At 68.0% G+C, this 15,504-nt stretch carries 9 protein-coding genes and 1 riboswitch; of the genes, 5 read left to right on the top strand and 4 right to left on the bottom strand.

Annotation, left to right across the window (positions count from 1 at the left end; genetic code table 11):
* Positions 1-7: 7 nt before the first annotated feature.
* The 5 genes from PV410_RS35165 (at position 8) to PV410_RS35185 (ending at position 4,929) form a co-directional block, all read left to right on the top strand.
* On the top strand, positions 8-481 hold the full coding sequence (locus tag PV410_RS35165) for an Rv1363c family protein (protein WP_500329992.1): 474 nt from the start codon (positions 8-10) through the stop codon (positions 479-481).
* A 34-nt stretch (positions 482-515) separates the two neighbouring features.
* Entirely contained in the window at positions 516-1,277 is a 762-nt protein-coding gene (locus PV410_RS35170) for an Rv1363c family protein (RefSeq protein ID WP_500329993.1), read from the top strand.
* 297 nt (positions 1,278-1,574) lie between these two features.
* Positions 1,575-3,398 carry a sialidase family protein gene (locus PV410_RS35175; protein ID WP_500329995.1) on the top strand — a complete coding sequence of 608 codons (1,824 nt, stop codon included), beginning with the start codon at positions 1,575-1,577 and terminating at the stop codon, positions 3,396-3,398.
* Positions 3,395-3,898 carry a hypothetical protein gene (locus PV410_RS35180; RefSeq protein WP_500329997.1) on the top strand — a complete coding sequence of 168 codons (504 nt, stop codon included), beginning with the start codon at positions 3,395-3,397 and terminating at the stop codon, positions 3,896-3,898. Before PV410_RS35175 ends, PV410_RS35180 begins: the two co-directional genes overlap by 4 nt.
* A gap of 260 nt (positions 3,899-4,158) precedes the next feature.
* Entirely contained in the window at positions 4,159-4,929 is a 771-nt protein-coding gene (locus PV410_RS35185; RefSeq protein WP_500329998.1) for an IS5 family transposase, read from the top strand.
* A gap of 87 nt (positions 4,930-5,016) precedes the next feature.
* On the opposite strand, the gene PV410_RS35190 is transcribed toward PV410_RS35185, so the two are convergent.
* The 4 genes from PV410_RS35190 to PV410_RS35205 all read right to left on the bottom strand — a co-directional run bounded on the left by PV410_RS35190 (position 5,017) and on the right by PV410_RS35205 (position 15,442).
* Positions 5,017-6,999: a hypothetical protein gene (locus PV410_RS35190; protein ID WP_500330000.1), complete on the bottom strand. Its 1,983-nt coding sequence runs from the start codon at positions 6,997-6,999 to the stop codon at positions 5,017-5,019.
* 366 nt (positions 7,000-7,365) lie between these two features.
* Positions 7,366-7,476, bottom strand: a riboswitch (SAM riboswitch).
* Between the two features lie 123 nt (positions 7,477-7,599).
* The gene (locus tag PV410_RS35195; protein WP_500330002.1) at positions 7,600-7,818 is read right to left on the bottom strand and encodes a hypothetical protein; all 219 of its coding nucleotides are present in this window, start codon (positions 7,816-7,818) and stop codon (positions 7,600-7,602) included.
* 235 nt (positions 7,819-8,053) lie between these two features.
* A complete protein-coding gene (locus PV410_RS35200; protein ID WP_500330004.1) occupies positions 8,054-9,277 on the bottom strand; it encodes a hypothetical protein in 1,224 nt (407 codons plus the stop codon).
* A gap of 156 nt (positions 9,278-9,433) precedes the next feature.
* Entirely contained in the window at positions 9,434-15,442 is a 6,009-nt protein-coding gene (locus tag PV410_RS35205; RefSeq protein WP_500330005.1) for a hypothetical protein, read from the bottom strand.
* Positions 15,443-15,504: the final 62 nt, after the last annotated feature.

Genomic DNA, 15,504 nt, shown 5'->3' on the forward strand with positions numbered 1-15,504 from the left:
AGGCGGCATGAGGCTGCTGTCTGCGGGGCTCGTCGCTGCGACCGTGTTGACGACCGTGCTGTGTGTCTGGCTGGGCTGGAAGCTGTCCGACCAGCGCGCGGCGGAACAGCGCCGTCAGGACATCTTGGCTGCGGCCCGCCAGTCGGCGCTGAGCTTCACCTCGCTCGACTACCGGCACTACGACCGGGACAGCGCCAATGTGCTGGCGAACGCCACCGGCGAGTTCAAGAAGGAGTTCGCCTCGCAGACCGAACAACTGACGAGGCTGGTTGCACAGAACAAGTCGGTGTCCGACGGACAGGTCCTGGAAGCGGGCATCGTGCGGTACGACGCGCGCTCGGCCCGGGTCCTGGTCGTGGCCGACAGCAAGGTGACCAACACCGCCGCGCCCGAGGGCCAGGCGCGCACCTACCGGCTCCAGCTCGACCTCGCATACGTGGCAGGTCGCTGGTTGACCTCCGACGTCGTGTTCGTGGGCTGACCCTGCCGTGAGACCAACAATGAGGAGAGACACCGTGGCGAACCCGGCCTTCCGCAGCACCCGCGGCACCGGCTCACCGGCCCGCCGCACCATGACCGCGGCCACCCGCGCGGCGGCCAAGCGCGCCGGGCGGCCTGCGCCTCGCGAATGCGGTGGCCACCAGGAAGAGCAGACCCGCTCCGGGCGCACCCTGCTCGTCGATCCGCCGCCGAACGGCTGGGAGGACCCGCCGGAGCCCGAGTCACCCGAGTCGTTCGAGGGGAAGACGGAGGGCGGTGCGTCCCCGCGCAAGGCCGGGCGGGGCATGCTCACCGCGGCGCTGGGCATCGTCCTCGTGGCGGCCCTGGTCGCGGCCGCCGTACTCGGGCGGGAGTACCAGCAGGGGCGGCAGGCGGAGCAGGCCCGCGACGAGGCCCTCGCAGCCGCGCGGAATGCGGCGCCGGTCGTGCTGTCGTACGACTACCGGCACCTGGACCGGGACTTCTCCCGTGCCCGCATCCTGCTGACCGGGCGCTTCCGCGAGCAGTACGGCAAGACCACGAAGGCGGTGGTCGCGCCGACCGCGACGAAGTACCACGGTGTGGTGAAGGCGACCGTGGCCACACCACCCGACGGTGACGCCCCGGCGGTGTCCGTCGTGTCGGCCACACGGGACCGGGCCGTCGTCCTGCTCTTCGTCAACCAGATCACCCGGAGCACTCAGGTCCCGCAGCCGCGGCTGGACATGAACAGGGTGCGCATGACGCTCACCAACACCAACGACGGCTGGAAGGTGAGCGGCGTCGACGCCCTCTGACCAGGCCTCCGTAAGTGCCCTCGCGTGGTCGCGCGGGGGCACTTTTTCGAGGGGAACGGGCGCGGCCGGGCTGGGCCGGCGGGCTTCACTGCGGTCGGGCTGTGGTGGGCCGGGCGACGTTCTTGCCCCCGAGCGATCTGCCTCACCGACTCCGGCCAACCCCCTCAGCACCCGTCCGGCCCGCTTCGAAAAGAGTTCGGTTGCTCGCGACGGACACCGCCTGCCTCCCCGTAGAGCAGATGAAGGCTTCACCCGTACCGCCACCCTTCATCCGACTCGCGAATCCACGAGGTACCTGTGGCTCTCCTCTTCGCACGTCGCCTTCACTTCCACCTGCGGTCGCGGGGGCGTCGCGCCGTCGGGTTGCTGGTGCTCGTCGCCGGAACCCTGCCGGGTGCGCCGGCCGGCGCCGCGACCCCGTCCTCCGGATCGGTCAGCGACACCGCGTTCACGACCACGTGGAGCGCCGGGCCCTTCGCCGTCCCGAATGTCTCCGGCACTGCCGGGACGGTGAGCTGCGGGCATGGGCAACCCTGCGACGACTACGCCCTGAAGGTGTCGGTGCCTGCGGGCTACGACGCCGGTCACAGCCTGCGCATCGACGTCAGATGGCCGGGATCCGCCGCCGACTTCGACCTGTACGTCCTCGATACGGACGACCAAGAGGTGGTGGCCACCTCGGCCTCTTCCAGCGACCCCGAGACCGTGGTGCTCCCGGCGGTGTCGGCGTCATACACCGTGCGCGTGGTGCCGTACGCGCCGCTCGGCAACAGCTTCACCGGCACCGCGAGCCTGATCGCCACTCCGGTCGATCCGCCGCCGAGTACGGCCACGCCGCCGACGTACGCGAACTCCTGGGCACCCGACGGCATCGCGGATGCGCACAACGCCGGTGAACCATCGATCGGCGTCGACCGTGCGAGCGGCGCCGCAATGTTCCAGGCGTACACGTCGACACTCAAGGTCACCTACGACAGTGCCGGTGCCGCCACATGGCAGGACAAGAGCGCGAGCGCGGCCAACGGCTGCCCCCAGGGAAGCACCACCAGCCTCGACCCGATCCTGTTCACCGACCCGGTCACCCACCGCACCTTCGAGTCGCAGCTCGCCGGCAAGACCGCCCTGACCTGCTACACCGACGACGACGGTGACATGTGGACGCCGACGGGCGGCTCGGGCATCAACTCCGGTGTGGACCACCAGAGCATCGGTGGCGGCCCCTTCGCCACGGGCGGTCCAGGCACCGTCACGTCGTACCCGAACGCCGTCTACTACTGTTCCCAGGACATCGCCGACGCCTCTTGCGCGGTCAGTCGGGACGGCGGTCTGACGTACGGTCCCGCCGTTCCGATGTACTCGCTGCTGGACTGCGGCGGCCTGCACGGGCATGTGAAGGTCGCCCCGGACGGCACGGTGTACGTGCCCAACAAGGGCTGCGGTGGCAATCAGGCCGTGGCCGTCTCCGAGGACAACGGGCTGACGTGGACCGTCCGCAAGAACCCGTCCAGCACCCCCGGTGACTCGGACCCGAGCGTGGGAGTCGGGGCCGGCGGAACCGTCTACATGGGCTACCAGAACAGCGACGGCACGCCGCGTATCGCCGTCAGCCACGACAAGGGCAGGACGTGGCTGTACGACCAGAACGTCGGCGCGGCCCTCGGCATCAAGAACATCGTCTTTCCGGCCATGACCGCGGGCGACGACAACCGCGCCGCGTTCGCTTTCCTGGGCACCACCACCGGCGGCAACTATCAGGACGCGGCTAACTTCACGGGCGTCTGGCACCTGTACGTGGCCACCACCTACGACGGCGGCCAGTCCTGGGTGACCGTCGACGCCACCCCCACCGACCCGGTTCAGAAGGGGTCGATCTGCACGGGCGGCACCACGTGCGGCAACGATCGCAATCTCCTGGACTTCATCGACGTCACCACCGACGCCCAGGGTCGCGTGCTCGCCGCCTACGCCGACGGCTGCACCGGCACCTGCGCGACCGGAGGTGCGCAGAACTACGACGCGCTGGCGTCCATCGCCCGCCAGTCTTCAGGCAACACGCTGTACGGCGCGTACGACGCCTTGATCCTCGGCCGCACAAGAAGCCCTAAGGAAACCACTCGATGAAGCCATCGCCCCCGGCTGCCGTACTGGCAGCAGCCGTCCTCAGCCTGGCCGCGGTCACCGGATGCTCAGCGGCGAACAAGCACGCCGAGCCACCGCGGGCGACACCGTACGCGGCGGAGCACGCAACCGATCCGCCGGCCGGGAATGCGGTCGGCTTCGCGCCTGGCGGCTGTCCCACTGCCGCGTCACTGCCGCTCCCCAAGGACTTCCCGGAGAACCTGCCGGTGCCCGACGGCGCGGTCGTGACCTCGGTGGAGCACCGCACCGGCGGCCGGCTCGTCGTCGCCACCGTCATACGGGGCGGCTTCGACACCACGCTGGCGTTCCTGCACAAGCGGCTCCCAAAGGCTGGCTACATCCCCAAGGAGGGCGAAGTGGAGGAGGACGACGCCGAGTCGAACTTCTCCTCCACGAACGTCCGGGGCCGCTGGACCCTGCGGAAGATGTCCGACTGCGAGGGAGGGGTGTACCTGACGTACCTGACGTCTGATGTCTCCTGAAGCCGGCCCCGGCCAAGCCCTCTTCCTGGCCGGTGAAACTGCAAGGGGCCGCCTTTCGCGGCGAGCGGTACCACGTGCGCCGTTGACCGAGGGGTGGTTTCTCGGATTGGAAGACCCCTGGTGAGGGGTGCACGGCGAGTCTGATTGGCCGGCCTGCCGCAGCAGTCGGCCGCGACTGTTGGCGTCCAGGTCTGTGGGCCGGATGACCAGCAGGCGCGAGCCGTGAGCGGGGATCTCTACGTCGCGTCGCGCGTCGTACAGTGCCCGCTGCTCTCCTGCCGAAGGCCGAGCACCGCTACCGCTACCCCGGGCGCAAACGGCTGGATGACCGCAAGGTCCTATGCGGGATCCTGTTCGTGCTGCACACCGGGATCCGGTGGGAGTTCCTGCCCCAGGAGTTGGGCTACGGATCAGGAAGCACCTGCTGGCGCCGACTACGGGAATGGAACGACGCGGGCGTGTGGCAGAAGCTGCACGAACTGCTCCTCGCCGAGTTACGCGCCGCTGACCAGCTCGATCTGTCCCGAGCAGCGGTCGACGGCTCGCACCTGCGGGCCATGACAGGGGGAGCGGCCACCGGCCGCTCCCCGGTGGACCGCGGCAAGACGGGCAGCAAGCACCACGTCATCGTCGACGCCCACGGCATCCCGCTGGCAGCCACCGTGACCGGCGGCAACCGCAACGACGTCACCCAGCTCCTGCCCCTGATCCACGCCGTGCCGCCGATCCGCGGCAAGCGCGGCCGGCCGCGTCGGCGCCCCGGCGTGCTCTACGCCGACCGGGACTACGACCACGACGTCTATCGCCGCCAGGTCCGCGAACTGGGCATTCGCCCGCTCATCGCCCGCCGCGGCACCAAGCACGGCAGCAGACTGGGCAAGAACCGCTGGGTCGTGGAAGCAGCCTTTGCCCTCCTGCACTGGTTCCGCCGACTGCGCATCCGCCGGGAGATCCGCGCCGACATCCACCAAGCCTTCCTCACCCTCGGCTGCGCCATCATCTGCTGGCGACGACTGAAAGCCTTATTTTGATCTGAGTCCTAACTGGCGGTGGAAACGACAAGAGTGGGAGTGGCCTGCAGGGGCGTTGGCACCTCGGCGGGCCCGAGCTGGCATGGGCTATTGCGACACCTCCGTGAGGTAGGCCTCGATGCGCTTGCCGACCGCCGACTCGCCTCCGTGGGCGTCGCGGAGCGCGCGAAGGAGCCGCAGTCCCTCCTCGTCGTGAGGTTCGAAGTCGACGAATGCCTCGACGTCCTCGTAGTGTTCGAGGTCGCCCTGGAGGCTGACTTCGGGGACGGCATCGAGCCCGCCGATCAGGGTGTGGACGACGTTGGCTTGGAACATGGATCCCAACAGCAGCTCGGTGGCGAAGTCGACCAGGTCTCCCCTCGACAGGATGAGGCCCCTGTCCCAGTTCTCCTCGGTGAAGTCCTCCCAGTACGCGTTCAGGCCGGGCCGTATCTCCCCAACGCTCTGGCTGCCCTGACCGCTGAAGATGCCGCCGCCGTCGAAGTCGTAGGAGACCGAGAGGAAGACGCGGCTCGGCTCGATGTCCTTCCTGTCCACGGGGATCACCACACAGTCGCCGTCGACCATGCCGGCCAGGTGCGGCGTGCCGTTGATGTCAAGGCGCAGCGGTATCAGATCGTCGTGTCGACGGAAGCGTGCCCGGCACTGGTCCTCGTAGTCGTCCCAGTCCTGTCCGTACAGGTCCTCCCAGGTGTTCCCCCCGGGGCTGGAGGTGAAGCGGATGGCGTCGGCCACGGCGTGCGGGGTTGTGGTCGTGATGTCCACGGCGGCGGTCGGGGGGACGGCGAGCAGGTCCGGGACCGCGGCGAGGGCGACAGCCAGCGGGTCGGCCCCGGCCTCGACGGCGCCCAGGACGGTGACGGCCTCCGGTGCGGAGTCCTGATCCTTCAGCAGTTCCAGGACCCCGTCGTGGACGCGCAACGCGTACTCTGTCTCCTCGCCCTCGGCGGGTTGCACGTGGACGGTGAGGAACGACTCCAGTGGCATGGTGGAGACGCCGTACTGCCAGTTCTCGCCGAACAGTGAGCCTCCCGCGTAGGTGGCCACGAGCCTGTACTCACCGTCCCACCCCTCCAGCGCCTGTGGCGGCTTCGAGGGAAGGATTCTCGGCCAGGGTCCGCCGTAGTGGCGGACGAGCAGCTCCCTGCGGTCCGAGCAGGCTCCCGCGTAGAAGGCGAGGCTGTGTCCTCGAGCGAGCAGCCGGTCGTTGAACCCCAGCTCTGCGGGATCGCGCTCAAGCGTGGACACCAGCTGGAACTGCCGCGCCCGGCGGGCGTTGAGGCGCTGCACGACCGGCCATGGCACGTCCGCATCCTCGTATCGCAGGGGGAACGCGTCGAAGGCGTCGTCCCCGACTTCGGCGGTGTGCTCCTCGTCCTGCTCGTCCTCGAGGTCGTCGCTGCCGTCGCGGTCGTTTCGGTCGTTTCGGTCGTTTCGGTTGTTTCGGTCGTCGTCCGGCTCGTCGGCGACGCGCACAGGTCGGGGGTTGGGGAACACCGACGTGAGCGTTGCTGAGCGGTACCGGTCGCTGAAGAGCATGGAGCTGGGCCGTTCGAAGCGGTCCACCCGGCGGGCCAGCAGGCGGCCGTCCGCCGTCTGGTAGAAGACCAGGTTGACCTCCTTCTCCAGCCAGCCATGGAAGTCGTCGTAGGTACCGAGGTCGCCGTCATGGGTGATCTCGGCGGTCTCGAACAAGGCCAGGGCCTGGGTCTCGTCGACCGCGGTCAGGCCTTCCACGGCTGTGGCCGCCGCGTCGAGCAGCTCGTTCAGCTTCTCGGAGTACCGGTCGGGGATGGCGACGCCGACGATGTAGCAGTCGTTGCCGAGTCTCCAGGCGGAGGTGAGTTGGTAGTCGGCGTCGGTGAGTACGTTGGCCGCGGCGGCGAAGACTCGGGCGTCGTGATCCGGGTCGGCCCCTGGGACGGTGTCGGAGGGCAGGTCGACGTTGAGCACCTCCACGGTTTCGGCGTTGCCGGGCATCTCCGAGATCACCGCGACCGAGTAGGTGCCGGAGCTCCGGCTGCGCTCCACGAGGGCGTAGGAGAAGGCGGTGTCGTCTTCCGGGGGCATGGGGCCTTCTTCCTTCTCGGGCGCAGGGGTCGGGCAGGGTGAGCCGGTGCGGTTGACGCGTTTCTTCCTCACCTGCAGGTAAGGTCGGATGCGCCTGAGTGCTGGGTCGGAGCTGGCCGGTCTGTCGCTCTGCCAGCGGCCCCCGCAGTCGGGGCAGGCGTACAACTTCGGCTCCGGATGAACCTCGTGGATGGTGACGTGCCGGGCCCGGTTCGACACCGGGCGGTCGCCGAACGCGCGCCACGGGTCCACCCCCGGTGGCGGGTCGGCCTGGAGCGGCGCAGCACAGTGCGGGCATCGAGCATGGGTGGCCACGGGCAGCATGCCTCCGAGGTCTGTGTGGACCCCTCGGCATGAACCCGTGGAGATCCGTGCTTACCGTCCGGCGGATGCCGAACGGTCCTTCTGCTCCTGGGGCACCTCAACGGTGAGGCTGCCAAACGACCCAGGTACTAGACGTTGCCGGTGCTTGGGACAAGACCTCGCCGCTGATGCCGCCGGCACAGCAACACATGTCGGCGGCGTGGTGGCGGCCGCTGGCCAGCCGAACTCGTACGTGGCGAGGTGGTTCCCGCGTCCGACAATTCGCTTGTAGCCGGCTTACGCCTGGCCGGAGCCCAGGGCCGTTTGCGCGTCCTGGCCGCCCCGGCTGCCCTGGGTGCGCCACAAGAGGTGGACGCCGAAGACGCCGTGCAGGGTGTCGGCCGACCAGGCCTCGGCGGGCGGTTCGGACAGGACCAGGTAGAGGCGGTCGACGGGGGCCGGCAGGGTGTGGTTGATCTCCAGGCGACGAGCAGCCCCGGAGCGGAACCTGACCACAGCCGCCACCCGGGAGAACTGAGGGTCGGCGACAGGAGGGGGACGCTGTGCAGCCAAACACCCGGGCGAAACTGATCGGATGCGGCGTCGGGCTGCTGTGGGAGCCCTGGTCTTTCTGCTCTTCAGCGGCGGAGATCCCTACCAACCGCGGGGCCTCAACACCCACATCCAGCCCGGCACACATCACCGACTTCCTGCCGACGGCCAGCCCCCTGCGGGGCACTATCAGTCCCGCTCAGCTCCACAACTCCGGGAGGTCCTCGTGGGTCAGTTGGTTGACGGCAATGTAGTCGTAGCGCTGCGAGGACCGCGTGAAGTCGAGCCGGTACCCGGCACCGTACAGCGCCTCGTCGAATAGCTCGAGGAGGTGGGCGGCATCCCAGGCCGTGACATCCTCGTCTGCATCGTATTGAAGGAATTCTTCGACGAAGACCTCCAATGAGCCGGCCTTCCAGATTTCGTGCCGCGTGCTACCGACCAAGAGATGCCAGCCTTGGACGTCGTCCTGCACGAGAGTGGCGTACGCCCCTTCATCAAGTGATATGTCCCTGCCGATCCGGAAGTCATACGCGAACTCCTCGTAGTATTTTTTTATGACATTGTCGTAGTAGTAGTCCTCCATGCCGTAGTAGTCCTCATATCCCGGAAACTCACCGCGCTCCAACATGTCGCGGCAGTCCCGGATTTCCTCCAGAGTGCAGCCGGAGTCGAACAAGGAATGGTCCCCAAACATGCGGAGCAGGCTGCTGGCGCGCATGTCGGCCGCGATCAATGCCATTCCCTCCGGGGTGACGGGCACCACGGTCCCGTACTGCCGCTGGTAGTACCACCGCAGGTAGTTTTCCGCGCTGGCTGAGCTCGGAGTGTCCTTGGGAACCAGCACCTCTTTCTTGAAGCGGTGCTCGGGACCAGTTGCCCACTGGTCACCGTTCTGCTCCACGATGTGCCCGGCCAGGCCCATACCGGTCCCGCACCGCCACTCGCTCTGGTTCCAGGTCTCCGGGTGGAACGTGATCTCCTCGATCGCCTTGTCCAGCCGGGCCACGTCGTAGGTGTTCTCACTCATCGTTGTCCTCGACCTCGAAGTCCTCGGGCGGGTTGGTTCTCGGCGGCACGTCGGCTTTGACGGTGGGGAGTTGGTGTAGAGGGATTCCAGCTGGGCCTTGTGGTAACGGGCGTTGAAGAGCCAGCCGGAAGGGCGTTCGGCAGACTCGACGGCGCGGGCGAGCAGGCGGTGGTCGGCGGCGCGGTAGAACGCGACGTTCAGTCCGCCACGCAGCCAGTCATTGAGCACGGGGTCGGTGCCCAGGTCACCTTCGGAGGTGGCCTCGGCTGTCGGGAACAGGGTGCGGACGGTGGCGAGGTCGATCTCGGTGTAACCCATGGGGCGTGTCCCGGATTGGTTGTGGTCGTCGTGGCCGAGCGCGAAGACGGATAGGGGCGTGTAGCCGAGGCTCACGCGTCACGACGATGGGGGAATCGCCGACGACGAGGTAGCCGTCGGTGATCGCGAGAAGTCGAGTACTCCGGGCGTCGCCCGGTCCTCGTCGGTCAGGCGGGACTGCCACAACTCCAGCGGGGCACCCGGTGTGCCGGGTGCCCCGGAAGTTCCGTCTCAGGTGTGTTTGCCGAGCACACCCAGAGCCGAGTGGAGCACTGGTTCGATCCGCAGGCGGGCACCGTCCCTGTCCAGCACCTGCATGGCCTCCAGGCAGGCGACCAGGGTGCGGACCCCGTCCGAGGCGAAATCCGCGAGTTCCAGAGCGGCCCGGTAATCGTCCTCGGAATTCCAGGCGAGGCCGAGGTGCTCAATCAGAGCGGTGTACGCCGCATGGAGCTCGTCGTTCTCCAACAGCCCCACAGCGTCGACCAATTCCTCAGCGCCAGTCGGCTGATTCAACCACTGCTCGAGGCCGCGCAGTGCCCGGTCCTGGTTCTCGTGCTCCCGGTACAGTTCCGTGACCTTGTCCAGGAGGAACGGCCAGCCACCGGTGGCGGCGGTCAGACGGTCGAGGCGCTCATCGGTCGCGAACAAGGTGTGCTGTTGAGTCCAGTCCCGCATCCCGCGCCTGTCGTATCGACGCAGCGGCACGGCCAAGTCCCGCAGATCCGCACTCACGTCGGCCAGCAGATCGTGCCAGAAGCCGATCTGGCCGGCACCGGACACCAGAACCACCGACCGGGTGGTTTCCTCCGCGGCCGGAACGTCGGTCATTGCCTGATCCAGCGACTCCCGGCAGGCCTTCGCGGTCTTGGTGGTGAGATCGCTGATCAAGAGGCGCCGCTCGCCCGCTCGGCCGGCCACGAGCTCCGTTCGGAACACACGCCCTCTGCCAATGGCTGGCATTGTCCAGCCGGCGACGCGCCCAATCTCGTCGCGCAGCGTGCGTTCGGCGTCCTTGATTCCGGTGGCCCTGGTCCCCAGTACGACCCGCACCTGGTTGCCCCCACCGCCGAGGAGGTAGTCGATCTGGTTGCGGGTCAAGGGAGCCGAGCGGTGGTCCGACAGGACGGGACGGTTCTCCAGAAAGACCGTCTCCTCCAAGCGACACTCGCGTTCGGCATTCCAAAGCCGGTTATCAATGTCCTGGGCGGTGCCGATCATGCGAAGCGCATTGGGGCCGCGCAGGTGCCACCCGCGTCCGTCCTGGTTGGGAGCCAGAACGCCCAGCCCGACCATCTCCTCCAGGTACGCCCGGAAGCTCTCACTGTCCAGATCCCCGAACCCTCGGGACCACCATCCTGCGCATTCTTCGCGCAGTTCGCGGTCGCTGAGTCGGGACTCGAGTCCGTGGTCCCGTGCGTGCTCGGCGAGGACGTCGGCGATGACACGGTAACGGTCGTCCAGGTCCAGGGTGTCCTTGAAGGCTGCCTTGATGTCCGAGCGCAGCGAGTTGTCCCGCTCGACTGCTTCCACATCGGCGGTCTCGATCGCATAGGGCGGCCTGCTGCCCGGCTGGCGACTCCGCCTCTCCTGCATGATCTGGACCATGCGGCTGCCGAAAATCTGCAGGAGGAACGGTTGGTACGAGCAGAAACCCAGCACCCTGTTGACGAGGTCTACGTCTTCGAACTCGAAGCCGAGCGCACTCATCGGTTGGACGATCAGATCGGCCGCGAACTGCGGCGTCAGCGGCCCCACGACCGTCGGCGTCTGAGCAAGGTGGCTGAACGGGCCGTTGCGGGCGATGCGGGTAAAGCGCTGCACAGAGTGCAGGCCGGCGAAGACCACCTTGGCCCGCCCGTGCGCCGAGTCCCCGCCGAGCCCGCGGAGACGGCGTGTTTCGGTGCACTCAGGGGCGTCCGCCTCGAAGAACCGGTCGCACTCGTCGAGGAGGACGAGCAGGCGGCGCTCCTGGTTCTCGGCCAGCCAACCGGCGACGCCGTGCGTGACGTACTCCCAAGCCTCCAGATGCGCGTCCCTGCGCCTGCGAGGCTCCAGAACACCCGCCCTGGTCAGTTCCTGCTCCAGGGTGGGCCAGATCGCCGCGGCGCCCAGCGCCGTCCCCCGGCTGATCCCGATCTTGTCCAGGTTGACATAAAGCTTGCGGTACACACCCGGACGCTGTTCCTCGAACCGGTCCCCGGCGTCGGCGAGCAGCGCGGACTTGCCGAGCCCCCGCCCGCCATAGAGGATCTGCGTGCCGTCCGGGTCGAGGATGCTCTTGCGCTCGCGGTCGCGGCCGTAGAACATCTCGTAGCCGATCCTGCCACGCTTCTCCTTGATGTACGGGTTGACCTCCGAGAACGCCAGGAGGGTCTCGGTCGCGGCGTCCACGCGCCGGTTGCCGTGCGCTGCCAGGTAGGCAAGTGCCGCATCGTCCACGACCATCACCGGCTTACCTCCCTGGGGAGAGCAGGCGAGTTCGGCGCGGTTCTTCGCGTCCAGGGTACCGAAGTGCACAACGAGCAGGCTGGACTCACCGGGTGACTGGAGGATGCGGCTCAGCACCAGCTTGGCCGGCGGACGTCCCCAGATCAGCAGCGCCCGCAGCTTGCGGCCGTTTTCCATGATCTGGGAGCCGAAGGCGGGCGCCCAGGCGCGCCCGGTGACCTGGAGTTCCGAGAGTTCGAAGAAGCGGTAGTCCTTGCCGCGCGGCAGGTCGTCGAGCGGGCGTGCCTTCGGGGCCTCGAAGCCCAGCAGGGAGAGTGCTGGGTTCAGGTCGGATCGAACGCTGATGTTGTTGCGATCCTTCGTCCCGGACAGCTTCAGCCATCCCTCCAAAGCCGCTGCCACCCGTTCGGCCTCCTGCGTCGACAGACCGGAGTAGTCGAGGGCAGGAAGACCGGCGTGCTGGGCGCGGTCGCGTACGGCCGCGATGAGGTCCTCAGTGATCCCGTCGGGCAAGGCGTCCGGCACCGTAGGGAAGAAGACTTCCAGATGTGTCTCCTGGGACCTGATTTCCGGGACCTTCTCGCCCAGTTCCAGGAAGTAGATGAGTTCCGCGGCGGTGGCCAGGTTGTCGGTGTCCAGGAAGCGGCGAACGCGGTTAAGGTCCGCCTGCCCGACGTCGCGGAGATCGTCCAGCTTGGCCTGCAGCCGGCCGACGGCCTCTTCGCGGTAGCGCGGAAGAAGCTGTGCCACCCGGTCCAGGTTGCGTCGGATCACCGCCGGTTCCCGGGGCTGGTCCTCGTCGGTGCGTGGTTCGGCATCGGCCAGCAGGCCCTGCAGTTGGATGTCCTGCTCGACCGTGAGCGCGCCCTCGGCTTGTGCCCGGCCGAGTTCGGTGGTGAGCTTTGCTGCCTGCTGATGCCTGGCCTCGCTTTGCTTTCGCTCCTCGCTCTCGAGCTGGGACAGCCGGTCTGCGGACAAGTGCAGGCTCTCAGCCGCGGGCAACAGTCCATGCTCCGCAAGTCGGGCGATGGTTTGCACTGCGGTGAAACCGTCGCCCTTCACCTGGAATGAGACGGCGTGGTCCCACGGCAGGTCCACGGCACGGAGGTAGTCATCCAGAGCAAGGTCCTGATCCGATGTGGTCCGCACCTTGTACAGTTCGACATCCAGGAGATCCGCAACGTCTCCTTCGAACCCGGCTCCTCGCGGCCTGCGCCCCTGTTCGAGCTCGTTGAAGACCGCATCCAGGATGTAGCGGGCCGCGACGGCGGCAGCTGCCGTCAGCGGCGCGGCGCGACGGCCCGCGGCGTTGAGGTCGCGAACGACTCGCCCACGCAGCTCAAGCATGTTGTTGCGAAGCGATGCAACCGCGTCGAAGGCCCAGGCATTGTCTTCCGTTCGGCTGGCACCGGTGTCCTGCAACGCGAAGCGCCAGCCTTGGATCCCGGCGCGCACTCGCTCCACGAAGTGGCGCACGTCGTTGCGCCCCGCGCCCTGGATGACCCGGCCACCGGTGCTGCGGAACTCAGCATCCTGCTGGTGGATGAGCGACTCGATCTCGTTTCTTCGCCCGAGCTGGTCGACGAGTTTCTCGGCCTGCGCCGGCGCCGAAGGTGAACCGTCGACGATCGCAGTGAGCACCGAACCGAGCACTCCTGTCGGCTTCAGCCAGCCCTTCGCCATCTGCGTCGCCCGGCTGAACCGCATGCGCGGCGGGATCAGGAGCGAGCTGCACAGGTCCACGGCCGCGCGCAGTCGTTCCTCGTTCTCCGACACGTCAGCGACTACAGCGCTGGGCGGTGCCATCAGCAGGGCGGTGGTGAGCGTGGTCTCCGCAACGTGTGTTGCCATCTCGGCAAGGGCACCGGGCAACCGGTGGGCGAGGTCCTTGAGCTGCGCGCCGACAACCACGTCGCCGGTGACGAGGGCCGTTCGCACCAGGGCGGCCATGAACAGCAGGGGGGCGCCGTCGGTGTCCGCTCCGGCGGCGACGTCCGCGGAGCGCAATTCTTCAACCGCGGCCACCGCGGCGTTGTCGGACGGGGTCCGCAACGCGATGGCGTGGGCGGCCAGCCGGAAGATGGCCGCCTCGCTGGCGGGCCTGCCAGCCGCAGCCGACAAGCGCGCGGCCAGGCCGAAGCGTCGTTCCGTCACCAGTCGTCCGAGTGCCGGCTCGATCTCGCGGGCCGCATCCTCGATCGGGTGGTCCGGGGTGGTGTCTGTTTCGACGGTGGCGCCCTCGAAGACCGCCACGGGCTCGTCATTGGCCGGGCGGTTCGCGACGGCCGACTCGTCGGTGCTCTGGTCGGCAGCACTGTGCTCGGCACCGTACGCATCACTGGTGGTCGCGTCTGTGATCGGCTCCGCCTCCATGGCGGCTGCAGTCAACGACTGAGCCGTGTCGATGCCACTCTCGCCCCCTGTCTCGCCGCTCGGCGGGCCCTGTGGGTCCGGCTCAGCGGCTGTTTCCGGTGCCCCGGCGACGAGGATCTGCCGATGCAGGACCGCGACTGCGGCCAGTGCGGGTAGCGCGTGGGCCAGCCGCTGCTGTAGGTCCAGGATGAGGGCTTCGGAGCCGTACTCATCACGTACGTGGACGATTTCGGTCACCAGTGCCAGAGCCCGAGCCTCCTCCTTTTCGGCTTCATCCCACGTCGGACGCGCCAGGAGTTCGCGGGCCCCGCTGATCACGCCGTCCAGCGCGCTCGCGGCCGGGCTCCCGGGCAGACAGGTGAGGGTGAGCAGGACCTGGAGTGACGCGCGCGTGGTGTCGTCCCGCTGGGCGGCGGCACGGTGGGTCTCGACCGCGTCGGCGATCTCGGTCAGGCGGTCTGGTACGGGTGGCGCTCCAACAGCAGCGAGGGCTTGCCGCATCCGTTCGAACACCGGGAAGACAGCTTCGATGGTGCCCAGGTCTGCCGGCTCCGGCCGGGCACCGTCGGCCAGGACGCTGCTGACGCGGTCGGCGCACTCCTGCGCCTGCTGGACAGCCGCCGCCAATTGACGGTACAGAGAGGCGAGTTCTCCGGAATCCACCTCCCGAGTCGGCGAGGAGGACGAGGCGAGTGAAGCACCTTCCGCTATCGGGGGCTCCGCTGGTGCGGCGGTCGGCCTCTCCTCGGAAGCTTCGGGTATGACGGTCTCTGGGGATACGACAGCGTCGGCTCCATTGTTCGCGTCTCCGCCTTCGTTCTGCCCAGGCGACCAGCCGAGTTCGGTTGCGGCGTCAAGCAGCCGCTGCGCTGCAAGGCGTGCGCTCTCCAGTGCGGCTTCCTCCGCCTTCCAGCCGAACCAGCCTCGGCCGGCGGCCCAGAGCACAACGCGCGCATCGAGCGCTGAGACGCCCAGTTGCGAGAAGAACGCGAGGCGGAGCAGTGTGTCGTTCCACCGGGCAATCATGGTCCGAGCTGCGGTTGACACGCCATCGCCCGGCAAGGCTTCCGCAAGAACGTCTCGCCAGATCCGCTCTGTGAGATGACTCGCGCCATGCCGTTGGTCTGTCGCCAACTCCAGCCTTTGCAAGCGGAGAAGCACCTGCTCGCTCAGTGCCCGGCCGACCCTGCGCGGCGCCATCTTCTGAAACCGCAGGCCGCGCATGACGGCCAACCGGTCCCTCATCTCCAGCGAATTGAGGGCCGTCTCCACATCGTCCGCGCCGAGTTCCGCGAGAGTGTGCTCCAGCCCCGGTCCCAGTGCCGTGAGCGCGGTGGCAAGATCGTCGAAGAGCTCCTTCGGTAGATCAGGGGGTGCCCAGGGATGGCCCTTGCGGATGCGATAGTGCACGGTCATGGCGAGCGGTCCTTGCCTAGGTGTGGATCTACTAGCTCCGGCATCCCGCCGCAGCGAGCGCG

Origin of the sequence: Streptomyces sp. PA03-5A (assembly GCF_033792725.1) — a bacterium.
In the GTDB taxonomy this organism is placed as follows: domain Bacteria; phylum Actinomycetota; class Actinomycetes; order Streptomycetales; family Streptomycetaceae; genus Actinacidiphila.

Excerpts from the sequence above, each read along its gene's own strand:
- PV410_RS35205 (WP_500330005.1), bottom strand. The coding sequence starts at position 15,442 with ATGACCGTGCACTATCGCATCCGCAAGGGCCATCCCTGGGCACCCCCT.
- PV410_RS35180 (WP_500329997.1), top strand. The coding sequence starts at position 3,395 with ATGAAGCCATCGCCCCCGGCTGCCGTACTGGCAGCAGCCGTCCTCAGC.
- PV410_RS35190 (WP_500330000.1), bottom strand. The coding sequence starts at position 6,999 with ATGCCCCCGGAAGACGACACCGCCTTCTCCTACGCCCTCGTGGAGCGC.
- PV410_RS35165 (WP_500329992.1), top strand. The coding sequence starts at position 8 with ATGAGGCTGCTGTCTGCGGGGCTCGTCGCTGCGACCGTGTTGACGACC.